21 protein-coding genes are annotated in these 24,431 nt (G+C 64.0%); 11 read left to right on the top strand and 10 right to left on the bottom strand.

Annotation, left to right across the window (positions count from 1 at the left end; all coding sequences use genetic code 11):
- Positions 1-190 precede the first annotated feature (190 nt).
- Positions 191-1,588 (bottom strand): class II fumarate hydratase, encoded by a 1,398-nt coding sequence (gene fumC / locus N7E70_RS20860; RefSeq protein ID WP_067966785.1) that lies wholly within the window; start codon positions 1,586-1,588, stop codon positions 191-193.
- 97 nt (positions 1,589-1,685) lie between these two features.
- On the bottom strand, positions 1,686-2,444 hold the full coding sequence (locus tag N7E70_RS20855) for an NIPSNAP family protein (protein ID WP_331461842.1): 759 nt from the start codon (positions 2,442-2,444) through the stop codon (positions 1,686-1,688).
- Between the two features lie 101 nt (positions 2,445-2,545).
- On the opposite strand from N7E70_RS20855, the gene N7E70_RS20850 reads away from it, so the two are divergent.
- The gene (locus N7E70_RS20850) at positions 2,546-3,163 is read left to right on the top strand and encodes a TetR/AcrR family transcriptional regulator (protein ID WP_067963411.1); all 618 of its coding nucleotides are present in this window, start codon (positions 2,546-2,548) and stop codon (positions 3,161-3,163) included.
- A 191-nt stretch (positions 3,164-3,354) separates the two neighbouring features.
- Here the strand turns inward: N7E70_RS20850 and N7E70_RS20845 are convergent, their stop codons facing one another.
- Positions 3,355-3,534, bottom strand: coding sequence for a CsbD family protein (locus tag N7E70_RS20845; RefSeq protein ID WP_067963408.1), 180 nt, complete (start codon positions 3,532-3,534; stop codon positions 3,355-3,357).
- A gap of 333 nt (positions 3,535-3,867) precedes the next feature.
- On the opposite strand from N7E70_RS20845, the gene N7E70_RS20840 reads away from it, so the two are divergent.
- Together N7E70_RS20840 and N7E70_RS20835 are read left to right on the top strand one after the other, a co-directional pair.
- Entirely contained in the window at positions 3,868-4,182 is a 315-nt protein-coding gene (locus N7E70_RS20840) for an EthD family reductase (RefSeq protein WP_067966780.1), read from the top strand.
- A 72-nt stretch (positions 4,183-4,254) separates the two neighbouring features.
- Positions 4,255-5,706 carry a patatin-like phospholipase family protein gene (locus N7E70_RS20835; protein ID WP_442866469.1) on the top strand — a complete coding sequence of 484 codons (1,452 nt, stop codon included), beginning with the start codon at positions 4,255-4,257 and terminating at the stop codon, positions 5,704-5,706.
- A 200-nt stretch (positions 5,707-5,906) separates the two neighbouring features.
- Here the strand turns inward: N7E70_RS20835 and N7E70_RS20830 are convergent, their stop codons facing one another.
- Both N7E70_RS20830 and N7E70_RS20825 read right to left on the bottom strand, forming a co-directional pair.
- The gene (locus tag N7E70_RS20830) at positions 5,907-7,304 is read right to left on the bottom strand and encodes an MATE family efflux transporter (RefSeq protein WP_263007490.1); all 1,398 of its coding nucleotides are present in this window, start codon (positions 7,302-7,304) and stop codon (positions 5,907-5,909) included.
- 224 nt (positions 7,305-7,528) lie between these two features.
- Positions 7,529-7,885, bottom strand: coding sequence for a DUF4406 domain-containing protein (locus tag N7E70_RS20825; RefSeq protein WP_263007500.1), 357 nt, complete (start codon positions 7,883-7,885; stop codon positions 7,529-7,531).
- Between the two features lie 122 nt (positions 7,886-8,007).
- On the opposite strand from N7E70_RS20825, the gene N7E70_RS20820 reads away from it, so the two are divergent.
- A complete protein-coding gene (locus tag N7E70_RS20820; protein WP_263007489.1) occupies positions 8,008-8,766 on the top strand; it encodes a DeoR/GlpR family DNA-binding transcription regulator in 759 nt (252 codons plus the stop codon).
- Positions 8,767-8,864: 98 nt separating this feature from the next.
- Here N7E70_RS20820 and groL read toward each other — a convergent pair whose 3' ends face one another.
- The 3 genes from groL to N7E70_RS20805 form a co-directional block, all read right to left on the bottom strand.
- Positions 8,865-10,517 (bottom strand): chaperonin GroEL, encoded by a 1,653-nt coding sequence (groL, locus tag N7E70_RS20815; protein WP_154385468.1) that lies wholly within the window; start codon positions 10,515-10,517, stop codon positions 8,865-8,867.
- Between the two features lie 64 nt (positions 10,518-10,581).
- A complete protein-coding gene (gene groES, locus N7E70_RS20810) occupies positions 10,582-10,878 on the bottom strand; it encodes a co-chaperone GroES (protein WP_018427182.1) in 297 nt (98 codons plus the stop codon).
- 158 nt (positions 10,879-11,036) lie between these two features.
- Positions 11,037-11,651 (bottom strand): DsbA family protein, encoded by a 615-nt coding sequence (locus N7E70_RS20805; protein ID WP_154385467.1) that lies wholly within the window; start codon positions 11,649-11,651, stop codon positions 11,037-11,039.
- A 286-nt stretch (positions 11,652-11,937) separates the two neighbouring features.
- Between N7E70_RS20805 and N7E70_RS20800 the strand changes: the two genes are divergently transcribed.
- The 3 genes from N7E70_RS20800 (at position 11,938) to N7E70_RS20790 (ending at position 15,212) form a co-directional block, all read left to right on the top strand.
- Entirely contained in the window at positions 11,938-12,408 is a 471-nt protein-coding gene (locus tag N7E70_RS20800) for a MarR family winged helix-turn-helix transcriptional regulator (protein WP_154385466.1), read from the top strand.
- On the top strand, positions 12,405-13,553 hold the full coding sequence (locus tag N7E70_RS20795; RefSeq protein ID WP_154385516.1) for an HlyD family secretion protein: 1,149 nt from the start codon (positions 12,405-12,407) through the stop codon (positions 13,551-13,553). The genes N7E70_RS20800 and N7E70_RS20795 overlap by 4 nt, the downstream gene beginning before the upstream one ends.
- Positions 13,554-13,670: 117 nt before the next feature.
- Positions 13,671-15,212: a DHA2 family efflux MFS transporter permease subunit gene (locus N7E70_RS20790; protein WP_263007488.1), complete on the top strand. Its 1,542-nt coding sequence runs from the start codon at positions 13,671-13,673 to the stop codon at positions 15,210-15,212.
- Between the two features lie 107 nt (positions 15,213-15,319).
- On the opposite strand, the gene N7E70_RS20785 is transcribed toward N7E70_RS20790, so the two are convergent.
- Positions 15,320-17,299 (bottom strand): pilus assembly protein, encoded by a 1,980-nt coding sequence (locus tag N7E70_RS20785; RefSeq protein WP_263007487.1) that lies wholly within the window; start codon positions 17,297-17,299, stop codon positions 15,320-15,322.
- Between the two features lie 266 nt (positions 17,300-17,565).
- On the opposite strand from N7E70_RS20785, the gene N7E70_RS20780 reads away from it, so the two are divergent.
- Both N7E70_RS20780 and N7E70_RS20775 read left to right on the top strand, forming a co-directional pair.
- A complete protein-coding gene (locus N7E70_RS20780) occupies positions 17,566-18,426 on the top strand; it encodes a TIGR01459 family HAD-type hydrolase (protein WP_263007486.1) in 861 nt (286 codons plus the stop codon).
- 8 nt (positions 18,427-18,434) lie between these two features.
- A complete protein-coding gene (locus N7E70_RS20775; RefSeq protein ID WP_263007485.1) occupies positions 18,435-19,418 on the top strand; it encodes a bifunctional riboflavin kinase/FAD synthetase in 984 nt (327 codons plus the stop codon).
- A gap of 13 nt (positions 19,419-19,431) precedes the next feature.
- Here N7E70_RS20775 and N7E70_RS20770 read toward each other — a convergent pair whose 3' ends face one another.
- Positions 19,432-19,998 (bottom strand): HdeD family acid-resistance protein, encoded by a 567-nt coding sequence (locus N7E70_RS20770; RefSeq protein ID WP_246340597.1) that lies wholly within the window; start codon positions 19,996-19,998, stop codon positions 19,432-19,434.
- A 228-nt stretch (positions 19,999-20,226) separates the two neighbouring features.
- Between N7E70_RS20770 and N7E70_RS20765 the strand changes: the two genes are divergently transcribed.
- Together N7E70_RS20765 and ileS are read left to right on the top strand one after the other, a co-directional pair.
- A complete protein-coding gene (locus tag N7E70_RS20765; protein WP_263007484.1) occupies positions 20,227-21,030 on the top strand; it encodes a MipA/OmpV family protein in 804 nt (267 codons plus the stop codon).
- A gap of 231 nt (positions 21,031-21,261) precedes the next feature.
- Positions 21,262-24,183, top strand: a complete 2,922-nt coding sequence (gene ileS, locus N7E70_RS20760) for an isoleucine--tRNA ligase (protein WP_263007483.1) — start codon at positions 21,262-21,264, stop codon at positions 24,181-24,183.
- Positions 24,184-24,431 lie beyond the last annotated feature (248 nt).

Genomic DNA, 24,431 nt, shown 5'->3' with positions numbered 1-24,431 from the left:
CCGTTGAAATTCGATGGCCAACACCTAGTCGATCTCGACTGTTCACTAAAGGTGTGGATGTGTCGACAGATCGTTCACAGTTAGAATGAATTGCTCGAAGCCGTCGGCCGAACGATCTGGGCTGCACATAAAGAAACGGCGCGGCAGGTGACTGCCGCGCCGTTTCAAGGGGATCGACCCCGGGCCGAAATCAGCCCGGACGGGTCATGTCCTCGGGGCGGACGATGCGGTCATAGTCCTCGGCGCTGACCAGCCCGGTCGCCAGCGCTTCGTCGCGCAGCGTGGTGCCGTTCTTGTGCGCGGTCTTGGCGATCTTGGCGGCGTTGTCGTAGCCGATGGTCGGCGCCAGCGCGGTGACCAGCATCAGCGAGCGGTCGAGCGCCGCCTTGATGTTGTCCTCGCGCGCCTCGATGCCGACGACGCAATTGTCGGTAAACGAGATTGCCGCGTCGGCCATCAACTGCACCGACTGCAGGAAGTTGTAGGCCATGACGGGATTGTAGACGTTGAGCTCGAAATGGCCCTGGCTGCCGGCGAAGGTCAGCGCGGCATTGTTGCCGAACACCTGGACGCAGACCTGGGTCAGCGCCTCGCACTGGGTCGGGTTGACCTTGCCGGGCATGATCGACGAGCCCGGCTCGTTTTCGGGCAGCGCCAGCTCGCCGAGGCCCGAGCGCGGGCCCGAGCCGAGGAAACGGATGTCGTTGGCGATCTTGAACAGGGCAGCGGCCGCCGCATTGATGGCGCCGTGCGAGAAGACCATCGAATCGTGGGCGGCAAGCGCCTCGAACTTGTTCGGCGCGGTGACGAAGGCGATGCCGGTGATGGCGGCAATGCTTTCGGCAACCTTTTCGGCGAAGCCGACCGGCGCGTTGAGGCCGGTGCCGACGGCGGTGCCGCCCTGGGCCAGTTCCTGCAGGCCGGGCAGGGTCAGCTCGATGCGCTTGATCGACGAGGCGACCTGGGCGGCATAACCGCCGAATTCCTGGCCCAAGGTCAGCGGCGTGGCGTCCTGGGTGTGGGTGCGGCCGATCTTGATGATGTGGTCGAATTCGCGCGCCTTCTTGTCGAGGGCGGCATGCAGGTGCTTCAGCGCCGGCAGCAGGTCGTGGACGATGCGCTCGGCGCAGGCGATGTGCATGGCCGTCGGATAGGTGTCGTTCGACGACTGGCTCATATTGACGTGGTCGTTGGGATGAACGGGCTTCTTCGAGCCCATCTCGCCGCCCAGCATCTCGATGGCGCGGTTGGAGATCACCTCATTGGCGTTCATGTTCGACTGCGTGCCTGAGCCGGTCTGCCAGACCACCAGCGGAAAGTGGTCGTTGAGCTTGCCGTCGATGACTTCCTGGGCGGCGGCGACGACGGTGTTGCCGATCTTGGGGTCGAGGCGGCCGAGCGCCATGTTGGCTTCGGCGGCGGCGCGCTTGACGATGCCGAGCGCGCGCACCACCGACAGCGGCTGCTTTTCCCAGCCGATCTTGAAATTGCCCAGCGAGCGCTGCGCCTGCGCACCCCAATAGCGGTCGGAGGCGACCTCGATCGGTCCGAAGGTGTCTGTCTCGGTTCTGGTCTTCTGGGCTGTCACGATCAGGTCTCCGAAAAATCTCGTTGCGGGCATCGGCCTATCGCGTTGCAAACATCGCTTCAAGCGGAGATTGGGGCGTGCCGAAATCCTAATCGGTTCAAAGCAGTGAGCGCGAGGTCGGCATCAGGCGAAGCCGCTCGATCGGTTGCGCGAGGTGGCCGTGAAGACGGGGCAGGACGCCCTCGACCCATGACGGCTCGGCGGCAAGAGCGGCCTGGTGACGGCCATGCGCTTCGGCGTTTTCGAACGCGGAAAAGGCGATGAAGACGTTGACGTCGTCGCGCACGGGCAGGCGCGGAAAGGTGTTTTCGGCATGTTCGGTGATGAATGTCGCAAGCAGCGGCGCGCCGAGGCGGGCAAGCAGCGGAACGACGTCGCTTTCGAACAGCGCGAGGAATTCGGCTTCGGCTGCGGGGCGGAGGTGGAACATCGTTGCAACGATCATCGCGCCCGGCTGCACCTGGCCAGCCATGCCGCGCGCCTTGCGCGAAAGATCGAAACCACTGCCGGCCGGGCGCAGCAGCAGGACGTCGTCGGAATCGATCATGGTCCTGTTGGCCGCATCCTTGTGGGCAGCCCAGACCGGTCCGCCGTAAAAGGCTTCGAGTGCGGCCTTTCGGGCAGCCATGTCGTCGAAGCCACGCAACCAGACGAAATGATCTGATCGGTCGAGGTCGCGGAACTGGCCGATGATTTTCATGCCGCACGCTTCCTGGCTCTCGACAAGATGGCTATCGAAAATGTCGATCAGCACGTCGCGTTGGCCCTGATGCAATGTGTATTGCCTGAGTTCGACAACAGGCGAGCAGAGTTCGGCGGCCGCCCGGGGCGGCACGGTCAGGTGTTCGGACATCATTCCCTCTCAATAACAAACCGGTTGACCTGTTTTAATAAAAGACCGGTTGCCCGGTTTTGTCAAACTGGTATTTTGCGGCATCCTCAATCCTGGAGCAGCGCATGGCAAAACCGACAGATCGAAGGACCCGCACCAACGACCCAGAAGGCATGCGCCAGAAGCTTCTGGACGTTGCCGAGGAGAAGTTTCAGGCACAGGGCTATCACGCCACGAGCCTCGGCGACCTGATGCAGGCGGCCAGTGTGACCGGCGGGGCGCTGCATCATCATTTTCCAACCAAGAAGGCGCTTGGCCTGGCTGTGATCAACGAAAGGGTGGCGGCGGCGGTGGCGGAAACCTGGATCCGGCCGGTCGAGGGCGCGCTTTCGGCGCGGCAGGGCGTGCGACAGGTTTTTGCCGGGGTCGCCGATCAACTGGAGCGCCAGGGTTTCGTGCGCGGCTGCCCGCTCAACAACCTTGCGCATGAATTGTCGCTCGCCGATCCGGAGTTTCGCGCCGCACTGGCGCGGATTTTTGCCGATTGGCAGGCGGCCATTGCCGACAAGATCAGGGCTGACCAGCACAGCGGGGTCGAAGATCGGCAGACGGATCCGGATCGCTTCGCTGCCCTGGCAGTCGCGACATATTCCGGCGCCATGTCGATGGCCAAGACCGCACAACATGCAGCTGTGCTGCGGTCCTGTGCGGCCGGTTTCGAACCGACGGGACGAGACGGCTGACCAGGCGGCACCTCATGTCAGCCGGCGCCGTAGTCGCAGCAAAAAGGCGGCGCATGGCGCCGCCTCCATTGGAATAGCCGTGGTTGGGACAACAGTTGCCGGATGCCCGTGGCTGGGGCCGTGCCTTGGCCCGTGGCTGGGCCCGTGGCTGGGCCCATGGCTGGGATTGCGCGATTGGCGTTCGCTGACGGTCAGAGCGCCTTTTTGATCTTTTCCTTGGTGTCGCCATAGGCCTTCTGCACCTTGCCGGCGATCTTTTCGGCCGTGCCCTTGGCCTGGGTCGTCTTGTTGCCGGTGGCCTTGCCGGCGGCTTCCTTGACCGAACCGGCGACCTGCTTGGCAACGCCCTTGACCTGATCCTTGTTCACCATGTCGCATCTCCTGTGGTGGGTGGCGCAGCACAACGTTCGGCATGCGTTACGGTTCCGGCGCCCGGTTGCAGGGTTCTGGTCGTGACGGGAGGTGCTGATGGGCCAGCCGCAATCGCCGCCCGCCGTTCAGCGCCTGCTTCTGTCGGTGCCGCAACATCGTCGACTGCGTGCTCGGCAAACTCAGGAACTTCCGTGCCGTGGCCACCGCTTCGAAGAGCACAGCCACCATGCTCTCGCCAAACTGGCTCAACCAAATCGGGATGCGCGTCACCAGCCGGCGAGCTAGAAAGGCCCGGCGAACGCTCGGAGAGGCGTTCAGGCAGGAGCATGACCATGATCAAGATGAGTGTCTACTATAGCGCCGATGGCGGTTCGACCTTCGATCACGACTACTACCGCACCCGTCATATGCCACTGCTCCAGGAACGGCTCGGCGATGCCTGCCTGCGCTACGAGATCGACAAGGGCCTTGCGGGTCGCGAAGCCGGAAGCGCGCCGGAGTTCGTCGCAGCATGCCACGTCTACTCGCCTGACCTGGCGACCTTCCAGGAAGCATTGGCTCCCCACCGCGCCGAGATCGCCGCTGATGTCGCCAACTATACCGACATCGCCCCCATCGTGCAGATCAGCGAAGTCGTTGAAGGCTAGGGCAAATCTGGATGCGCTTTGTGAAACGGTGAGCTAGGCTCGGCCGGATCTTGTCGGGCATCGGAGGTGGGGATGCGGTTGGCAATGCGCGCGGCCTGGGCCGTGGTGGCGGGAGTGTCGGCAGCCGGCTGCGTCGCCAGCGACGTCGGTCCGATCAACACGCTGACCGCGCATGTCGGCCAGGCCTCGCCCGAATTCATTCCCGACATGGGCGATGACGGCTCGACGGTGGTGGGCCTGAGTTTTTCCGGCGGCGGCACGCGGGCTGCGGCCTTCGCTTATGGCGTGTTGCGCGAACTCGACGACACCATCATCGACGAGCATCCGGCGACGCGCAGCCTCGTCGACGACATCCGCATGATTTCAGGCGCGTCGGGCGGGGCGGTCGCGGCGTCCTATTTCGGCTACAGGGGACGGGACGACTATCGCGATTTCCGCGAGCGCTTCCTGATCAAGGACGCCGAAGCCTATCTCAGGACCTCGACGCTCTCGCCGCTCAACCTGGCGCGGGCGCTCAATGGCGGCGTCAACGACCGCAACGGCCTGGCCAGATGGCTCGAGGACAATCTTTTCAATGGCGCGACCTATGCCAATTTCAGACGACCGGATGCGCCGATCGTCTGGATAAACGCCTCCGACATCTACAACCGCACGCCGTTCCTGTTCACCTATGACACCTTCGCTGCCCTGTGCAGCGATCTCGACAAGGTCAGGCTGTCCGATGCGGTTGCAGCATCTGCTGCGGTTCCCGTGGTCTTTGCACCCGTCGTCCTGTCGGCAATCATGCCGAAATGCGGGTACAGCCAGCCTGCGTGGCTGAGCCGCGCGCTTGCCGATCCCGATGCCTCGGTGCGGCTCAAGGCCTATGCCGGCGCCTTGAAGGCTTACCAGCATGCCGACCGGCTCGACTATGTGAAGCTGCTCGATGGCGGGCTGACCGACAATCTCGGCATCACCGGCTTCACCATCGAGCGTTCGTCGGCCGGCACACCCTATGGTCCGCTGTCGCCGGCGGCGGCCGTCAAGCTGCGGACCTTGTTGTTCATCGTTGCGGACGCCGGTCGCGAAGATGATGTCGACTGGGGCGAAACCATCCACGGTCCGGGCCTCGGCGACCTGCTCGAGGCGGTGACCAACACCACCTTCTCGGCTGCCGTCCGCGATCAGCTCGACGCGCTGACCTTTGCGGTGAGCGAGTGGCGCGGCGAACTCATCCGTTATCGCTGCAGCCTGCCTGATGAAACCGTCAGGCGTTATCGCGGAACGCTTGCCGGCTGGAACTGCCGCGACATCCGGCTGGTTGTCGAGCATCTGTCGTTCCAGGACCTCGATGCCGCGGCCCAGGCCAAGCTGAACCGCGTGCCGACACGGCTGAAACTGCCGGTCGAACAGGTCGACCTGACGATAGCGGCGGGGCGTGAGGCGCTTCGTGTCAATGATAGCTTCCAGCGCGCAGTTGCCGACATCAGGCGCCATGCCGGCGTGCTCGACCAGCAGCAGGTCGCCTCCGGCGGCGCGAACTGAGGCCTGCACCCGAGGTCCGGCGCACAAAAAAGAACGCCTCCCGCACCTTTGAGAGTGCTGGAGGCGTCCTGTTCGTCGTTCGATTTTATCCATCCGAATTGCTTCTTCAGGGACCGACGACAGAGCCAAAATGCATCAGCTGCAAAAAGGTTCCGGCGGTTTCGAAAAAAAATCCGACTTTTTCGCGGGGGGGGGGCGTTTCAGGCAGCGGCAACTCTCGCCCGGAACAGGCCCCAGGCGAAGCCGGTCCGTGCCCGTGAGTGAACCAGCAGGACCGAGACCACCAGCACCATAAGCAGTTCGGCCATGGGCGAGGCCAGCCAGATGCCGCGTTCGCCCAGGAGATAAGGCAGGCCGATGGTCAGCGGGATGGCCAAGAGGTAGGTGCGCACGACGCTGAGCAGCAAAGCGCGGCGGGCATCGCCGATGGCCTGGAAATAGCCCGACAGCATCATCACGGGTCCGGCCAGCACATAGAGCGACACCGTCATCGGTAGGATGCGGGCGACCTCGCTTTGTGTCGCCGCATCGTTGACGAAGATCGCGCCGAGGCTGCCATGGCTCATCAGCATCGCCGCCTCGAACAATCCGCAATAGGCCAGCGCCAGCCCAAGGCCGAGCTTCAGGCCGGCATCGGAGCGTTGCCACAGGCGAGCGCCGAAATTGTTGCCGACGATTGTCTGCATCGCCATGTTCAGCCCGAGCATCGGCAGGAAGGCAAAGGTCATGATGCGGGTGATGATGCCGTAGGCGGCAACGGTTGCCGCATAGGCCTCGCCTTCCCACAGCTGGGTCGCGGTGATGACCGTCGCAGCAACCAGCGAGATGCCGATGAAGCTCAGGCTCTGCGGTGCCCCGAGCGACAGCAATTGCCGCCAGGCGCCGGTCCAGCGCATCGCGGGCACGGCTGCGTATTGCAGCACCGTGCCGGCGCGCCGCCGGTAGACGACGATGAAGCCGAGGGCAAACGCCTGGGCCAGCACGATGCCCAGCGCCGAGCCTGATACGCCATAGTCGAAGCCGACGATGAGCACATAGTTCAGCGCGGCATTGGCGACCGAGGTCAGAAGGCTCACGGCGGCGACGATGCCGAGGCGGCCTTCGCAGCGCAGCCCGTCGCCATTGAGCGACAGCGCAAACATCACAGGCGCACCCCAGATCAGGATGGACATGTAGCCGTAGCCCATCTCGGCGAGCGGGCGCGACCCGTTGGCAAGCCGCAAGGCCAGCTCCTTGCCGCCGAGCAGGAAGGCAGCGATCGCCAGTGCGCAGACGAGCAGGGCAAGGCCGTGCGCATCGAGGAAGGTCGCGCGCGCCTTGTCGCGCTCGCCGGCGCCGAGCAGGCGGGCGAGCTGGCTCGCCATGCCGCTCGCCACCAGCGTCGAAAGCGCCACAAGCAGCATGAAGGCCGGGAACATCAGGGTCACGGCGGCGAGCGCGTCCGGCCCGACATATTCGCCGAGGAAAAAGGCATCAACGATGGCGAGCAGGCCGTTGGTGGCCATGATCAGGATGATCGGTGCCGCCGTCCTGAGGAACAGGCCGGGCAAGGGGGCATGCAGAAAGGCATTCGCGCCTCGAGCGTCGGGGGAAGTCATCTCGTCGTCTCCGATAGCGCATCAAACGGAGATCAAATGGGGCCCGCATTGCCATTGGTCTGATGCGTCGGTTTCGACTGACACAGTGAAGGCTTTACCGTGCTTGCGCTGCGGGCGGCGGGCGCTTCGTGCCCTGGGCGCTGACTAGGCCCGCAGACAGCGGCTGTCAATCTCGGCGGCGGGCGCGCCCCGACAGGACGGGCGCCTGGCGCGGCGCGGTTGCCTCAGGCCATGCCGGGCACGTCGGACAGCTCGAAATAGACCGGAAGTCCGCGCTCGCGGGCGAGCCGCACGTCCTCGTCGGCGCCCTTGGAAGTGCCGGGCAGCCGCAGCACGGCGTCGCAATGATGCAGCAGCCGGTCGGCGACCGGATAGGCGAACTCGTCATAGAGCGGGTCGCCGGCGCCTTTCGAGCCGACCTGCCGCCCGAGCGGCAGCGCCACCCATTCGCCGATGACAGGGATGTGGCCGGCGCGAAACAGCGGAACAGCGACGCGTTCGAGGCGGCTCAGATTCTCCGCCATCTTGACCGGGTCGTCGCCCGTGCCGGAGCGATAGGGGCCGGCGATCAGGATGAGCAGCGGTTTTCCAGGGGTGTTCATGATATCTCCAGATATTGCACGAATCTGCACGAAATAAATATCGCTTCATGCATCATCGTGCAATATCGTGTGGCATCATTGAATTGACGGAGCCGTTCGAAGTGCTCACCAGCCAACGCAAACGTCTGATCCTCGATCGCCTCGCCCAGGACGGGCAGGTCGTCGCCAAGCAGCTCAGCCACGAACTCGCTTTGTCGGAAGACACCATCCGGCGCGACCTCAGGGAGCTTGCGGCGGAAGGCCTGCTATTGCGCGTTCATGGCGGGGCGATGCCGGTGTCGCCGACGGTGGTGCCGATCGCCGAGCGGCGCAGCCTCTCCCGGGACGCCAAGTCGGCGCTCGGCAAGGCCGGTGCCGCGATGATCCGGGACGGCATGACGGTCGTCTTCGACGGCGGCACCTCCAATCTGGAGATCATCCGCCACCTTCCGGCGCAGGCCCGATTCACCGCCATCACCCACAGCCCGACGATTGCCGTGGCGCTGGAGGACAGGCCTGATGTCGACGTCGTCATCATCGGCGGCAAACTTTTCCGTCACTCGATGGTGGCGACAGGCGCGCTGGCGGCCGAAGCGATCGCGCGCATCCGCGCCGATCTTTTCTTCCTTGGCGTCACCGGCGTTCATGCCGGCGAGGGGCTGACGACGGGCGACATGGAAGAGGCGGCGATCAAAAGGCAGCTGATGACAGCGTCGGCCGAGACGGCAGTGCTGGCGACAAGCGACAAGCTCGGTGCCGTCTCGCCGTTCCGCATCGGCGGCATCGGCGAGATTTCGACCCTCGTTGTCGAGGGCGGCGTGGCCGATGAGCGCGTCGCCGCTTTTGCCGGCAGCGGGGTTTCGATCCTGCGCGCGGGTTAGGGATCGCGTCACTCAGGCCAATACCTTGGCGGACGAATGTTCAAAAACAAAAAGGGCGCCCGAGGGCGCCCTTTCCGTAACTAAGGCTGGTAGCTGGATTAGAAGTCCATGCCACCCATGCCGCCCATGCCGCCGCCGGGCATACCGCCCGGCATGCCGCCGGCCGAGTCCTTCTTCGGGGCTTCAGCGATCATGGCTTCGGTGGTGACGAGCAGGCCAGCAACCGAAGCTGCGTCCTGCAGGGCCGTACGAACGACCTTGACCGGGTCGACGATGCCGAAAGCGATCATGTCGCCATATTCGCCGGTCTGGGCGTTGTAGCCGAAGGTAGCCGTCTTGTTCTCGAGGATCTTGCCGGCAACGATCGAAGCTTCGGCACCTGCGTTCGAGGCGATCTGGCGGGCCGGAGCCTGCAGAGCGCGACGGACGATGTTGATGCCGGCAGCCTGGTCGGAGTTCTCGCCGACAGCCTTGATGGCGAGCGACGAACGCAGCAGGGCAACGCCACCGCCGGGAACGATGCCTTCTTCGACAGCGGCGCGGGTTGCGTTCAGCGCGTCGTCGACGCGGTCCTTGCGCTCCTTGACCTCGATCTCGGTCGCACCGCCGACGCGGATGACGGCAACGCCGCCTGCCAGCTTGGCGAGACGTTCCTGCAGCTTCTCCTTGTCGTAGTCCGACGTGGTCTCTTCGATCTGCTGCTTGATCTGGGCGACACGGCCCTGGATCTCGGCCTTCTTGCCGGCGCCGTCGACGATGGTGGTGTTCTCCTTGGAGATCGACACCTTCTTGGCGCGGCCGAGCATGTTGAGGCCGACGTTCTCGAGCTTGATGCCGAGGTCTTCCGAGATGACCTGGCCACCGGTCAGGATGGCGATGTCTTCCAGCATGGCCTTGCGGCGATCGCCGAAGCCCGGAGCCTTGACGGCAGCGATCTTCAGGCCGCCACGCAGCTTGTTGACGACGAGCGTGGCCAGAGCCTCGCCTTCGACGTCTTCCGAGATGATGAGCAGCGGCTTCGAGGTCTGCACGACGGCTTCGAGGACCGGCAGCATGGCCTGGAGGTTCGACAGCTTCTTCTCGTGGAGGAGGATGTAAGCGTCTTCGAGATCAGCAACCATCTTGTCGGGGTTGGTGACGAAATAGGGGCTGAGGTAGCCGCGGTCGAACTGCATGCCTTCGACGACTTCCAGCTCGGTCTCGGCGGTCTTGGCTTCTTCAACCGTGATGACGCCTTCGTTGCCGACCTTCTGCATCGCTTCCGCGATCATCGAGCCGATTTCCTTCTCGCCGTTTGCCGAGATGGTGCCGACCTGTGCGACTTCTTCCGAAGTCTTGATCTTCTTCGACGACTTGACGAGGTGGGTGACGACTTCGCCGACAGCGAGGTCGATGCCGCGCTTCAGGTCCATCGGGTTCATGCCGGCGGCAACGGCCTTGTGGCCTTCCTGAACGATGGCCTGGGCCAGAACGGTCGCGGTCGTGGTGCCGTCGCCGGCGATGTCGTTGGTCTTCGAAGCAACTTCGCGGACCATCTGGGCGCCCATGTTCTCGAACTTGTCTTCAAGCTCGATTTCCTTGGCGACGGTGACGCCGTCCTTGGTGATGCGCGGGGCGCCGAACGACTTGTCGATGACGACGTTGCGGCCCTTCGGACCGAGCGTCACCTTCACTGCGTCGGCGAGGATGTTGACACCGCGCAGCATGCGCTCGCGGGCGTCACGGGAGAACTTTACGTCTTTAGCAGCCATTTTAAGCTCCTCGATGGGCCTTTACGGCCCGAATTTCAGATTGGATGGTGCGGATATCAGGCGATCAGCCGATGATGCCCATGATGTCGGATTCCTTCATGATCAGAAGGTCTTCGCCATTGAGCTTCACTTCGGTGCCCGACCACTTGCCGAACAGCACGCGGTCACCAGCCTTGACGTCCAGCGGGACGAGCTTGCCGGCTTCATCGCGAGCGCCAGAGCCGACGGCGACGATTTCGCCTTCCTGCGGCTTTTCCTTGGCCGTATCGGGGATGATGATCCCGCCGGCGGTCTTGGATTCGGATTCGACCCGGCGAACGACCACGCGGTCATGAAGCGGGCGGAACTTCGACTTTGCCATTTGAACTTCCTCGGTGAACTGTTGAGAACCCTCGGTCCGGCTGAACCGGACTTGGTTAGCACTCACTTCAGGCGAGTGCTAACGTGCCGCTGAGATAGTCCGCCACCCCTCGGCTGTCAAGGGAATGACAGCTTCGCGACAGCGAGTTTTTAGGGGTGTCAGCCGCGCGCCTGGGCGATGGCCTTGCGGAAGTCGTCCGAGGTCATGCCGCGCTTGTAGAGCGCCTTGCCGATCAGGAAGCCGGGTGTGCCCTGGAGCTGGAAAGCGGTGGCCTGGGCCTCGTTGCGGGCGAGCACGCCGACAAGCACGTCCTGCCTGGCCTGGAGATCGCCGCGGGCGCGCTCGACATCGACGCCGGCCTCGCCAAGCAGATTGGCGGTGCTGCGGAATGTCAGTCGTTCGCGGGCGGTCATCAATGTCTGCACGGCATCGGCATAACGGCCCTGGCTGTTTGCGGCCAGGGTGAGCAGGGCGGCATTGCGCGAGACCTCGCCGAAGATCGGCCAGTCGCGCAGCACCAGGCGAATGCCCGTGTCTTCCTTCATCACCTCGGACAATTGCAGGAAGCTCAGCTTGCAATAGGGACACTGATAGTCGGTGAACTCGACCACCGTGACGTCGCCGTCGGGATTGCCGAGCACCGGGATATCGGGGTCGAAGGCGACGTCTTCGACGCTCGGCATCGGATTGGCCCAGAGCGGCAGCGGGGTCAGCGCGCCAAGGGCAACAACGGCCTTGAGGATATGACGCCGGTTGGGCGACCGGTCGGGCATGCGATCGATCCTGTTTGTCGTGGCGTTGTCCTAGAGAGTTTCCGCTTTTCTTCGAATCGCGGAATCTCTCTAGCTATTTGTTTTTGCGCAATTCCGGACGGAAAACCGCTGCACACTTTTCCTGGAATTGTCCTAGACGATGAGCCCGCATGATTAACAGCCGCCTAATCGCCGCGCCGGCACACGATGATGTGAAGGCCGGGACGTGGATGCCCGGACGTGAATGCAAGTGTGCAATGCAAAAACGCCGCTTGAATGATAAGCATGCTTATAATATATGCGGCTCATGAAAAACGAAGGCATCGACAGGCTGGGTTTCCTGATCCACGACGCGGCAAGGCTGGTGCGGCGCAGTTTCGAGCAGCGCGGCAGCGAATTCGGGCTGTCGGCGGCGCAATGGCGCCTGCTGGTCCGGCTGGTCAAGGAAGAGGGCGTGGCCCAGGCGCGGCTTGCCGAGCTCCTTGAAATCGAGCCGATCAGCGTCTCGCGACTGCTGGACCGGATGGAGGAGGGCGGCTGGATCGAGCGCCGCCAGGGCGCCAGCGACAGACGGGTGCGGATGATCTTTCCGACCGACAAGGCGCTGGAGGCCTTTTCCAAGGTCAAGGCGGTGGCCGGCGAAGTCTACGAGAAGGCGCTGGCGGGCCTTTCCGACGAACAGCGCCTCGCCACGGTCCATGGCCTGCGCACCATTATCGACAACCTTTCCGCTGGCGAGCCCACGGATGCGAATTGTTTGAGAGAGACGAAGACATGAACGCGGTGGCGAAAGTGAACGAGAACAGCACAAAGGTCGAACTGGATGGTGCGGCCGCAACCCAGCTCCAGCCCGTGATCGCGGCACCTCAGCCTGCGCCGAAGAAGCGCGGCCGCGTTCTGTTGATGGCGGCCTTGCCGCTCGCCCTGGTGGTCGGCGGCGGCTATTTCTGGGTCACCGGCGGCCGCTACCAGGAAACCGAAAACGCCAATCTGCGCCAGGCCAAGGTCAACATCGCCTCGGAAGCGGCCGGCCGCATCGTCAAGGTCGACGTGTCGGACAACACCACGGTCAAGGCAGGCGACGTCCTGTTCGAAGTCGATCCCGAGCCCTACAAGATCGCGCTGGCGCAGTCGGACGCATCCCTTGCCGCAGCCCGGCTCAATGTCGAGCAGTTGCGCGCCGCCTACAGCCAGGCGGTGGCCCAGGAGCGGGTCGCGGCCAGCGGCCTCGACTATGCCCGGGCGCAGTTCGACCGCAGCAACGGCCTGGTCACCAAGGGCGTCAACACCAAGTCGTCGCTCGACGAGGCCCGCATGGACCTCGACAAGGCTGAGGAGCAGCACAGTGCGGCGGTGCAGGGCATCGCCAGCGCCAAGGCGGCGCTTGGCGGCAATCCCGACATCGAGACCGACAAGCACCCGACGGTTCTGTCGGCGCTTGCCGCACGCGACAAGGCCGCCTTCAACCTGGCCCAGACGACGGTCCGCGCCCCCGCCGACGGCGTGGTCTCGCAGGCCGCGTCCTTCAAGGTCGGCCAGTTCGTCGGCACCGGCACCGCCTTGTTCAGCCTCGTCGAGACGGGCGACACCTGGATCGAGGCGAATTTCAAGGAAACGCAGCTGACCCACATGAAGGCGGGCCAGGAAGCCGAGATCGTGCTCGACACCTATCCGGACCGCACCTTCCGCGGCACCGTCGAGGCGATCGGCGCCGGCACCGGCGCCGAGTTCTCGCTGCTGCCGGCCCAGAACGCCACCGGCAACTGGGTCAAGGTCACGCAGCGCATTCCGGTCAGGATCAAGGTCGACGCCACTGACGCCGGTCTCGCCATGCGCACCGGCATGAGCGCCACCGTGTCGATCGACACCGGCGTGTCGCGCGGCTTCGGCAGCATTTTCGGTCACGCGGTGGCGGCTGAATAGGCGCCGTCACCTCAATGTCTAAGTGAATTTTCGAAGTGGATCCGGTCGCGTTGATGCGGCCGGAACTCCGGCTTCTGGTCGCCGCTTGACGACCATCAGGTCCCAAGGGTTGGTCGAATGAGCCAGTCAGCAGCAAAATCCCTCACCGACGTGCCGCATCGCGGCCTGATCACCGTTGCCATCATGCTGGCGACGGTAATGCAGGTGCTCGACACCACCATTGCCAATGTCGCGCTGCCCTCGATGGTCGGCGATCTCGGCGCGTCCCAGGACACCATCAACTGGGTGCTGACCTCCTACATCGTCGCCGCCGCCATCATGACGCCGCTGACCGGCTGGATGTCGGACCGTTTCGGCCGCAAGGAGCTGTTCCTCGTCTCGGTCGTCGGCTTCACCATCATGTCGATGCTCTGCGGCGTCGCCTGGAGCCTGGAGACGATGGTGCTGTTCCGCGTCCTCCAGGGCGTGTTCGGCGCGGCCATCGTGCCGTTGAGCCAGACCTTCCTGCTCGACATCAATCCCAAGGAGCGCCACGGCCAGGCCATGGCGCTGTGGGGCGCCGGCATCATGGTCGGCCCGATCATCGGCCCGACGCTCGGCGGCTGGCTGACCGAGAGCTTCAACTGGCGCTGGGTGTTCTTCATCAACCTGCCGGTCGGCATCGTCGCCTTCCTCGGCTCGGCCGCCTATCTGCCGGCCATCGGCAAGCGCCTGCGCGGCTTCGACTTCTTCGGCTTTGCCATGCTGTCGCTCGGCGTCGGCGCGCTGCAGCTGATGCTCGACCGCGGCGGTGAGGTCGACTGGTTCTCGGCCGTCGAGATCTGGATCGAGCTCGGCCTGGCGATCACAGGTTTCTGGGTCTTTGCCGTTCATATGGCGATGTCGAAGAATACGTTCCTCGACCCCAGGATCTTCACCGACCGCAACTTCGTCACCGGCCTGGTGTTCATCTTCGTCATCGGCGTGATCCTGCTGGCGAGCCTGGCATTGCTGCCGCCGATGCTGGCCCGCATCTATGGCTACCCGACCATCACCACCGGCCTGGTCATGGCGCCGCGCGGCGTCGGCACGATGATCTCGATGCTTTTGGTCGGACGCCTGGTGCGCATGGTCGACAACCGCTACCTGGTCGTCGCAGGCCTGCTTCTGACCGCACTGTCGCTCTATTACATGACCGGCTTCACACCGCAGATGGATGCGTTCCTGATCGTTTCGACCGGCGTCGTGCAGGGCCTGGGCCTCGGCCTCGTCTTCGTGCCGCTGTCGACGGTGGCCTTCGCGACGCTTTCGCCGCAATACCGTACCGATGCCGCGAGCCTGTTCAGCCTGGTCCGCAACATCGGCTCGTCGATCGGCATTTCGATCGTCTCGGTGCTTCTGACGCGCAATGTCCAGATCAACCACGCCGAGCTGTCGGCCAACATCACGCCGTTCAACCCGAACCTGATGGCACTGTCGCCGGGGGCGGTATCAGGCAACCCGACGGCGCTGTCGCAGGTCGACGGCCTGGTCAACATCCAGGCGCTGATGATCTCCTACATCGACGACTTCAAGCTGATGATGATCGTCTCGCTCTGCGCCATTCCGCTGGCGCTTCTGCTGCGCAAGCCGAAGGTGCAGGCGGCGGCCAGCGCTGCGCCGGCAGCGCATATGGACTGAGCTGCGCCGGCAGCGCATATGGACTGAGCTGCGCCGGCAGCGCATATGGACCGACAAGAAAAGGCGCCGCCCGCGAGGACGGCGCCTTTTCATGTCCGTATCGGCGGCTAGCCGACGATGCGCAGGTTCGACAGTTCGTCGGCGATCTCCTTGAACACCTGCATCAGATTGGCGCCGGTGGCATTCCAGTAGAGCTTCTTGCCGATGGTCGTGCGCGAATAGGAGGCGCAGGACTTCATCGCGTCGATGGCCTTCTTCTCGGCGGTCTTGCTTTCGCTGAGGTCGAGCGACACGGTCATGACGACGACGGCGTCATTGCCCTGGCCGTCGATCTTGCGGGCATTGGGACCCTTGGCGTTGGAGCAGACCGTCTGCATCGTCTCGTCCATCGCCGCCTGGAAGTTGTCGCTGGTGTAGGTCGACTTGCTCACCGACGAACTGGTGCCCATGAAGATGCGCGAGGTGCTGGTGCCGTTGTAGCCCTTGCCGGCATAACCATAGGCGGCATAGGTCGAGCGGTTGTTGGCATAGCTCGAATCGCCGAACGAGCTGTAGGTGTTGGCGCCGTCGGTCAAGACGATGATGACCTTGTCGTTGCCCTTTTCCGATTCAGACCTGCCGCCGGTGAACGGCGCAGGGCTCGAGACGACCCGCCAGCCCCAGGCGGTGCCTTCCGGCACGTTGGTGTTGCCCGACGGCTCCATGTCGTCGATGGCCTTCTTGATATCGTCTTTTCCGCCGGTCACGCTGATGTCGGTCAGCGGGGTGATCGGATTGGTGGTGCAGGAATAGTTCGGACCATTGCCGTCAGGGGCGGCTGCCGCGTCATAAGGCTTGACGCGGAAATACTTGCGCATGTCCGCCTGTCTCGGCTTGGTGGTGGTGTTTTCCCAGTCCGCCCACCAGTCGTTGTCGTAGCTCCAGTTGTCGGTGTTCAGATCGGGAATGCCGTCATCATTCAGGTCGGTCCACAGATGCCTCGGCTCATCGGGCGCAAACATCGGGACGAACAGCGTTTCCGGATGTGTCGATGTTGCTGCCGCGTCATTGGTGTTGTAGGGCGCCGGCCGTGCTTCGACGCAGCCTTGCCAGCTCGTATATTGGGTAACCGTGTATTCGTATTCTGGTTCGTTGGTATACTCGCGACACCTGCCGCTGCTGTAGCGCTTGCAAACCCGCCTGACGGTGTTTGGTAGAGCCTCCCGGTCCGTCTGCGCGATGATGTCTTGATACAGGCTGAAGCGGGTGAGCGGTTCGCCTGCCTCTGCTCCCCAGCCGGCCCCCTTCTTGCGCCACATGCCGCCCGAATATTCGGCGAACTTCTCGCCGATCTGGGCGATGTCGGCGCTCGTCATGTTGGCTTGCGTCATCTTCGACCAGTCGAAGTTCTCGTGATGGACAGGCGAAAGCCCGTTCGTGTCCATCCACGACTGGTCGTCATTGTCGGGCGCGATGTTGACCGAGGCGGCGAAGGGCACCAGTGCGAACTGCACCGGCTTGTCGATCTGCTTCATCGCGGCGGCCTGTTCGGCCATCTTGTCGACCAGCTGCTTGGAGGCTGCCTTGAGCAGGTCGATGCGCTTCTGGCCGGTACCGGAGCCGAGATAGCTCATCGACCCCGAATTATCGAGGACGAGCGCGACCTCGAGCGTGTTCTTGAGGCGTATCTCCGACTTGACGGCAAAATCCATCCGGTTCGACCCGCTGCCCTTGCCGAGCAGGGCTGCCGCGGCAGGCACGAAATAGGGATCGTATTTGAGATTGGCTTCGAGCTTCAGCGTGCCGCCGCCCGAATTGTTGCTCGGCAGCGTGACCACGAGTGTGGTGTTCGCCGGGTTCACCGGACCGAGATTGGCCTTGAAGAAGTCGCTCGCATAGGTCTTGAGCTGGTCGTCGGTGGCGCCTTCGATGAGGCGCCTGGCCGTGGCGATGCCGGCGGCGTCAAGGGCGTTGCGTGTGATCTCGCGCTGACGCGACATTTCCGAATAGTCGATCGCGAGAGCCAGAGCCCCCATGATCGGTACCATTGCTGCGACTGTGAGGATTGCATAGCTACCGCGCCGGTCGCGCAAGAATTTGCGGATCATGGATGGGGGTCCCCGAGCTCAACCCCGACAAAATCGCACACAATCGTTAAATTTGAGGTTCCTAATCTATCGAGAAGTCGCAGCTCCGGATTAGCGTCCCGTTTACCAAGCGGACGCCGGTCCGTCGTGGCCGGGACGTCGTCGACGCCGCTGGCATAGCTGCATCAGGGGCAAAAGCTGGTGACAGGACGGACCGGTTCGGATAATTCCGGGCTACTTGGCCGTTCAGCCAAAGTCTCCCGTTGGGATCGATCGAAGGACAGGAAATGGCAGGCTTGCCGCAATCAATCGCGTCGCTCGAAGCGCTCACCGGCCGCTATCAGGCTCTGCTCTGCGACGTCTGGGGCGTCATCCACAACGGTGTCGACGCCTTCCCCGAAGCTGCGGCAGCACTCAAGGCGGCACGCGACAAGGGCGTGGCTGTCGTGCTGATCACCAATGCGCCGCGTCCGCGCGCCGGTGTCATCGCCCAGCTCGCCAATCTTGGCGTGCCCGAAAGCGCCTGGGACCGTGTCGTAACCTCCGGCGACGTCACCCGCGAATTGATCCGCTCGGGGCCGCGCCGGGTCTTCCACATCGGCCCCGACCGCGATTTTCCGATCTATGACGGTATCGATGTCGATCTTGTCGAGGAGTTCGAGGCCTCCGTCGTGGTCTGCACCGGGCTTTTCGACGACGAGACCGAAACGCCCGACGACTATGCCGAGATGCTGCGCCGCCTGCGCGCGCGCAACCTGCCGTTCATCTGCGCCAATCCCGACATTGTCGTCGAGCGCGGCCACGAGCTGATCTGGTGCGCCGGCGCGCTGGCGCGTGACTACGGCCAGCTCGGCGGCCGCACGCTGGTGTCGGGCAAGCCGCACCGGCCGATCTATGAGGCGGCACTGGCGGCGGCGGGCGAAGTGCTCGGCCGCGAGGTCAAGCTGGCTGATGCGCTGGCGATCGGCGACGGCATGTTCACCGACGTCAAGGGTGCCGCCGACAACGGCATCGACGTGCTCTACGTCTCGGGCGGCATCCATGCCCGCGACTATGGCGAGGCGCATGCGCCCGATCCTGACATGCTCGCGGCGTTCCTCGACAAGCATGGCTATTCGCCGGTGGCGACCATTCCGAAGCTGCGGTAAGCGCCAAGATGACACAGAGCTTTCTTCGCATTTCGGGGGAAGAGCCGGTGCCGGAGCGGTTGCGCGGTAGCGTCGTTGCCATCGGCAATTTCGACGGCATCCATCGCGGCCACCAGGCGGTGCTCGAGCGCGCCCTCGAAGAGGCGCAGCGGCGCGGCGTGGCGGCACTGGTGCTGACCTTCGAACCGCATCCGCGCAAAGTGTTCCGGCCCGACGTGCCGCTGTTCGTGCTGACGCCGCCGCCGGTCAAGGCGCGGCTGATCGAGGCGCTCGGCTTTGCCGGTGTCGTCGAAACGCCGTTCACGCGCGAATTTGCCGGCCTGTCGGCCGAGGATTTCGTCACCTCCATCCTGGAGCAGCGCCTCGGCATCAGCCACGTCGTCACCGGCTTCGATTTCCATTTCGGCAAGAACCGGCAGGGCGGACCGGCTTTCCTGATGGCGGCGGGCGAGCGGCACGGCTTCGGCGTGACCCTTGTCGACGCCTTCCGCGACGAAGGCACCGAGATCATCTCGTCGAGCCGGATCCGCGAACTCCTGTCCAGGGGCGAGGCGGCGGAAGCGGCCGGATTGCTCGGCTATCGCTACACGGTCGAAGCAGAGGTCGTCGGTGGGGCGCAACTGGGCCGCACCCTGGGCTTTCCGACCGCCAATATGCGGCTGTCTTCGGAGAGCGGTCTCAAGGAAGGCATCTATGCCGTGCGTTTCCGTCGCGCCGACGGAACGCTGTTTGACGGCGTCGCCAGCTTCGGCCGCCGTCCGACGGTGGGCGACAATCTGGCGCCGCTGCTCGAAACCTTCGTCTTCGACTTTGCCGGTGACCTCTATGGCGAGATCGCCTCGGTGTCGCTGTTCGGCTACCTCAGGGGCGAGGTCAAGTTCGAAGGCCTCGACGCCCTCGTCGTCCAGATGAAACAGGACGAGGCCGAGGCGAGGGCGCTGCTCCAGGGCGTGCGCCCCCTCTCCGAACTGGACCAGGCCATCGCGTTCTAGAAATGCGAAAGCGCTAGGCGTTGGCGCTTTTCAGGCCGAAGCCGAAGGCGATGTAGCCGATGCCCTGGAAGATCAGGTCGATCGCCAGGAAGGCGCCCAGCACGATCAGGCTGTTCACCGGCCAGCCGATGGCGATGACGATGCCTGCGAGCAATGTCACGACACCTGCGGCGACGATCCAGCCCCAGCTGGCGAGCAGGCCTCTGCCCTTGATGCCCATCCAGATGCGCATCAGGCCCGAGGCGACGAGGCTGGCCGCCAGGAACAGCGTCAGGATCGAGGATGCCAACAGCGGATTGTTGAAGGTGAGGAAGCCGGCGACGATGTAGAGCACGCCGCCGAGCAGCCACAGCAGCAGGCCGCCCCAGCTCTTGACGCCAAAGGCATGGACGATCTCGAAGACGCCGGCGAGGATCATCAGCCAGCCCACGAGGTAGACCGAGGTCACCGTCGCGATATACAGGTTGCCGGCCGCGATGATCCCGAGAACGGTGAGTGCTGCGCCCAAAAGCACGAACCAGCCCCATTTGGAGCGCAACGCGGCGATGTCGCCTTGCGGCATTTGATCGGAAATTGCCATCGGTCCCTTCTCCTGAAAAGTTGCCTGCTTCAGTTGCGTGACCTCCGGCCACACCGCCAACGCTAGTACCGGCGGTTGTATCCGTCCAGCATTCCGGTTTCGGCATTCCGGTTTCGTCGGGGCGTGGGCCAATGTTGTGCCAGGGCTAGAAATTAAATCAAATTTTACCGAGTTGGGCCAAACCCGGGGGGTGTCCTGTTGGGTGTGTTTCGTGTACGCGGGGTTGTGATGCCTAGTTTCGCTCGTATTTTGGCGGCAGCCTCCGCGCTTGCCTTGGTGACGGTTCCGGCAACCGCCGGCGAGGGCGCATTCGGCTTTCTCTCCGGCGACTGGTACCTGACGCTCGGCGCCACCGGCATAGTCGCGCCCCGTTTCGAGGGCTCCAAGAAATATCTGTTCAGCGCCCAGCCGATCATTTCGCTGGGGAAGGCCGGCAGTGAGGTGCGCTTTTCCTCGCGCAACGACAACATCTCCCTGGCGCTGATCGACGATGGCGGCGTCCGCGCCGGCCTGAACGGCAAGATCATCTTCGGCCGCGACGCCGAGCACGAGCTGCAGGGCCTGCACGACGTGCGCTGGGGCGGTGAGGTCGGCGGCTTCTTCGAATTCTACCCGACCGACTGGATGCGCGCCCGCGCCGAGGTCCGGCATGGCATTCGCGCCCATAGCGGCATCGTCGCCGACATCGCCGTCGATGCGTTCCACGACGTCACCCCCGAAATCCGGGTCTCGGGTGGCCCGCGTGTGTCCTTTGCCTCCAACGATTATTTCGACACCTATTACGGCGTCAGCGCCCAGGAAGCCGCCGCTTCCGGCATCAGCCAGTACAATCCCGGCAGCGGCATGCGCTCGGCGGGTCTCGGCGGCGCGGTCACCTGGAAGGCGACCGACAATGTCACCGCCAGCCTGTTTACCGAGTATTCGCGCCTGATGGGGCCGGCGGCCGATTCGACCATCGTCAGGGAGCGCGGCTCGCGCGACCAGCTGACGATCGGCGTGTCGACCAGCTACCGCTTCGACTTCAACCTTTGATATCAGGCGAATTAGGCGCTTTATTCCGCGCTCCGGCTCCGCTAAAAGCGCGGCCATGAGATTTTTCGCGCCCGTCTTTGCGACGTCGATACGAATTACAGGCCCGGCCTTCCGGGTGGCCTGAGGCTGTCCGCAAGTCCGGGACTTTTTGCCTGCGCGCTACCGGCGCCTTTTCCAGATCATGACAGTTGAACGCCCGTGGCAGCTTTGCCGGGCAAGATGGCAAGACAAATGACCGACACGTTCGAAAAGCTCGACTATTCCAAGACGCTTTACCTGCCGCAGACGGAGTTCCCGATGCGCGCCGGCCTGCCCGAGAAGGAGCCGGTGACGGTTGCGCGCTGGCAGAAGATGGACCTCTACAAGCGCCTGCGCGAAAGTGCCGCCGGCCGCGAGAAATACGTCCTGCATGACGGCCCGCCCTATGCCAACGGCAACATCCATATCGGCCATGCGCTGAACAAGATCCTCAAGGACGTCATCACCCGCTCGTTCCAGATGCGCGGCTACGATTCCAACTACGTGCCGGGCTGGGACTGCCACGGCCTGCCGATCGAGTGGAAGATCGAGGAAAAATACCGCGCCGCCGGCAAGAACAAGGACGAGGTCGAGATCAACGAATTCCGCAAGGAATGCCGTGAATTCGCCGCCGGCTGGATCGGCATCCAGGCCGAGGAGTTCCAGCGTCTCGGCGTCATCGGCGACTTCAAGAACCCGTACACGACGATGAATTTCCACGCCGAGGCGCGCATCGCCGGCGAGCTGTTGAAGTTCGCCATGTCGGGCCAGCTCTATCGCGGCTCGAAGCCGGTGATGTGGTCGGTCGTCGAGCGCACCGCGCTCGCCGAGGCCGAGGTCGAATACCAGGATTACGAGAGCGACACGATCTGGGTGAAGTTCCCGGTCGCTTCCGGCTCCGAAGCCCTGGCCGGCGCCCATGTCGTCATCTGGACGACGACGCCCTGGACCATCCCCGGCAACCGCGCCGTCAGCTATTCGCCGCGCATCGCCTACGGCCTCTATGAGGTCACCGCTGCCGAAAACGATTTCGGCCCGCAGCCGGGCGAAAAGCTGATCTTTGCCGCAGCCCTTGCCGACGAGGCCGCGGCCAAGGCCAAGGTGACGTTGAATCAGATCGCCAGCGTTTCCGGCGAAGAGCTTGGAAAGGCTGTGCTTTCGCATCCGCTCAAGGGCTTCGGCGGCGGCTATCTGTTCGGCGTGCCGATGATTGCCGGCGACCATGTCACCGACGATGCCGGCACCGGCTTCGTCCACACGGCACCCGGCCATGGCCGCGAGGACTTTGACGCCTGGATGGATGCGGCGAAGGATCTGCACGCGCGCGGCATCGACCCGGCGATCCCGTTTACCGTCGACGATGGCGGCTTCTTCACCAAGGACGCGCCGGGCTTCGGTCCTGGCCGCGAAGGTGGTGCGGCGCGCGTCATCGACGACAACGGCAAGAAGGGCGACGCCAACAAGGCGGTCATCGACGAGCTGATCAGGCACGCGGCGCTGTTTGCGCGCGGCCGGCTCAAGCACAGCTATCCGCACAGCTGGCGTTCGAAGAAGCCGATCATCTTCCGCAACACGCCGCAGTGGTTCGTCTATATGGACAAGGAGCTCGGCGACGGCACGACCTTGCGCAGCCGCGCGCTTCAGGCGATCGACGACACGCGTTTCGTGCCCGCCGCCGGCCAGAACCGCCTGCGCGCCATGATCGAGGACCGCCCCGACTGGGTGCTGTCGCGCCAGCGCGCCTGGGGCGTGCCGATCGCCATCTTTGCCGACGCCGACGGCAATGTGCTGAAGGACGAGGCGGTCAATGCCCGCATCGTCGCGGCCTTCGAGGACGAGGGCGCCGACGCCTGGTTCGCCGAGGGCGCGCGCGAGCGCTTCCTGGGCTCCCGCGCCAACGAGGCGTGGACCCAGGTGATGGACATCCTCGACGTCTGGTTCGACTCGGGCTCGACCCATGTCTTCACGCTGGAGGATCGCCCCGACCTGAAATGGCCGGCCGACGTCTATCTCGAAGGCTCGGACCAGCATCGCGGCTGGTTCCACTCGTCGCTGCTCGAAAGCTGCGGCACGCGCGGCCGCGCGCCTTACAATACGGTCGTCACCCATGGTTTCACCATGGACGAGGAAGGCCGCAAGATGTCGAAGTCGCTCGGCAACACCGTCGTGCCTCAGGACGTCATGAAGCAGTCGGGCGCCGACATTTTGCGCCTGTGGGTGATGACGACGGACTATTGGGAAGACCAGCGCCTCGGCAAGAACGTGCTGCAGACCAACATCGACGCCTATCGCAAGCTGCGCAACACCATCCGCTGGATGCTTGGCACGCTCGCTCATGACGACGGCGAGGAGGTGGCGCTGGCCGAGATGCCGGAGCTGGAGCGGCTGATGCTGCACCGGCTGTCGGAGCTCGATGCGCTGGTGCGCAAGGGGTATGACGATTTCGAGTTCAAGCGTATCACCCGTGCGTTGATCGACTTCATGGTCGTCGAGCTGTCGGCCTTCTACTTCGACATCCGCAAGGACGTGCTCTACTGCGATGCGCCGTCGAGCATCCGCCGCAAGGCGGCCGTCCATGTCGTGCGCGTGCTGTTCAACTGCGTCGTCAAGTGGCTCGCGCCGATGCTGCCCTTCACCACCGAAGAGGCCTGGCTCGAACGCAACCCGGGCGCCGAGTCGGTGCATCTCGAACAGTTCCCCGACGTGCCGGCTGCCTGGCGCGACGAGGCGCTGGCCGAGAAGTGGCGCAAGGTTCGCCAGGTGCGCAGCGTGGTTACGGGCGCGCTCGAGCTCGAGCGGGCCAAGAAGACCATCGGCTCGTCGCTGGAGGCGGTTCCTGTCGTCCATATGAGCGACGCGGTGCTGGAAGACGCGCTGTCGGGCATCGACCTGGCCGAGATCAGCATCACCAGCGATCTCGTCATCTCCCATGATGCGGCGCCGGCCGATGCCTTTGTCCTGCGCGAAGTTCCCGGCGTTGCCGTCGTCGTCGAGAAGGCGGAGGACCGTGGGCTGGTCAAATGCGCGCGTTCCTGGCGCTACACCGGCGACGTCGGTTCCGACGCCGCCTTTGCCGACGTCTCCGCGCGCGACGCCGCGGCCCTGCACGAACTCAAGGCGCTCGGCCGGCTCTGACACCCGACCGGCTGGCATGGGCCGGCTCTGGCATGGGCCGGCTCTGAGATGGGCCGGTTCTAACAGATGCTGAAATGCAACGACCGGTAGACATCTCCGGCCGGTCGTTGCCCTTGACGGCCCATTAAGGTAAAAGCGCGAAACTCCGGCAGACAAATTGTCGCCGGAATTCCGTCGGATGAGCATACGGACCGGGACCCGGCTCAAGGCCGGCATCTAGCGAGAGGCGTTCGAGTGAAAATTACTGG

The organism is Aminobacter sp. NyZ550, assembly GCF_025628925.2.
GTDB classification, from domain to species: domain Bacteria; phylum Pseudomonadota; class Alphaproteobacteria; order Rhizobiales; family Rhizobiaceae; genus Aminobacter; species Aminobacter ciceronei.
This window is presented reverse-complemented; position numbering and strand designations above follow the sequence as displayed.

Bases quoted from the DNA above. Each gene is read 5' to 3' on its own strand.
- N7E70_RS20780 (WP_263007486.1), top strand. From the start codon at position 17,566: ATGGCAGGCTTGCCGCAATCAATCGCGTCGCTCGAAGCGCTCACCGGC.
- N7E70_RS20850 (WP_067963411.1), top strand. From the start codon at position 2,546: ATGGCAAAACCGACAGATCGAAGGACCCGCACCAACGACCCAGAAGGC.
- N7E70_RS20805 (WP_154385467.1), bottom strand. From the start codon at position 11,651: ATGCCCGACCGGTCGCCCAACCGGCGTCATATCCTCAAGGCCGTTGTT.
- ileS (WP_263007483.1), top strand. From the start codon at position 21,262: ATGACCGACACGTTCGAAAAGCTCGACTATTCCAAGACGCTTTACCTG.
- N7E70_RS20835 (WP_442866469.1), top strand. From the start codon at position 4,255: ATGCGGTTGGCAATGCGCGCGGCCTGGGCCGTGGTGGCGGGAGTGTCG.
- N7E70_RS20845 (WP_067963408.1), bottom strand. From the start codon at position 3,534: ATGGTGAACAAGGATCAGGTCAAGGGCGTTGCCAAGCAGGTCGCCGGT.
- N7E70_RS20775 (WP_263007485.1), top strand. From the start codon at position 18,435: ATGACACAGAGCTTTCTTCGCATTTCGGGGGAAGAGCCGGTGCCGGAG.
- N7E70_RS20765 (WP_263007484.1), top strand. From the start codon at position 20,227: ATGCCTAGTTTCGCTCGTATTTTGGCGGCAGCCTCCGCGCTTGCCTTG.
- N7E70_RS20770 (WP_246340597.1), bottom strand. From the start codon at position 19,998: ATGGCAATTTCCGATCAAATGCCGCAAGGCGACATCGCCGCGTTGCGC.
- N7E70_RS20855 (WP_331461842.1), bottom strand. From the start codon at position 2,444: ATGATGTCCGAACACCTGACCGTGCCGCCCCGGGCGGCCGCCGAACTC.
- groES (WP_018427182.1), bottom strand. From the start codon at position 10,878: ATGGCAAAGTCGAAGTTCCGCCCGCTTCATGACCGCGTGGTCGTTCGC.
- N7E70_RS20840 (WP_067966780.1), top strand. From the start codon at position 3,868: ATGATCAAGATGAGTGTCTACTATAGCGCCGATGGCGGTTCGACCTTC.
- N7E70_RS20795 (WP_154385516.1), top strand. From the start codon at position 12,405: ATGAACGCGGTGGCGAAAGTGAACGAGAACAGCACAAAGGTCGAACTG.
- N7E70_RS20830 (WP_263007490.1), bottom strand. From the start codon at position 7,304: ATGACTTCCCCCGACGCTCGAGGCGCGAATGCCTTTCTGCATGCCCCC.
- N7E70_RS20800 (WP_154385466.1), top strand. From the start codon at position 11,938: ATGAAAAACGAAGGCATCGACAGGCTGGGTTTCCTGATCCACGACGCG.
- N7E70_RS20790 (WP_263007488.1), top strand. From the start codon at position 13,671: ATGAGCCAGTCAGCAGCAAAATCCCTCACCGACGTGCCGCATCGCGGC.
- groL (WP_154385468.1), bottom strand. From the start codon at position 10,517: ATGGCTGCTAAAGACGTAAAGTTCTCCCGTGACGCCCGCGAGCGCATG.
- N7E70_RS20785 (WP_263007487.1), bottom strand. From the start codon at position 17,299: ATGATCCGCAAATTCTTGCGCGACCGGCGCGGTAGCTATGCAATCCTC.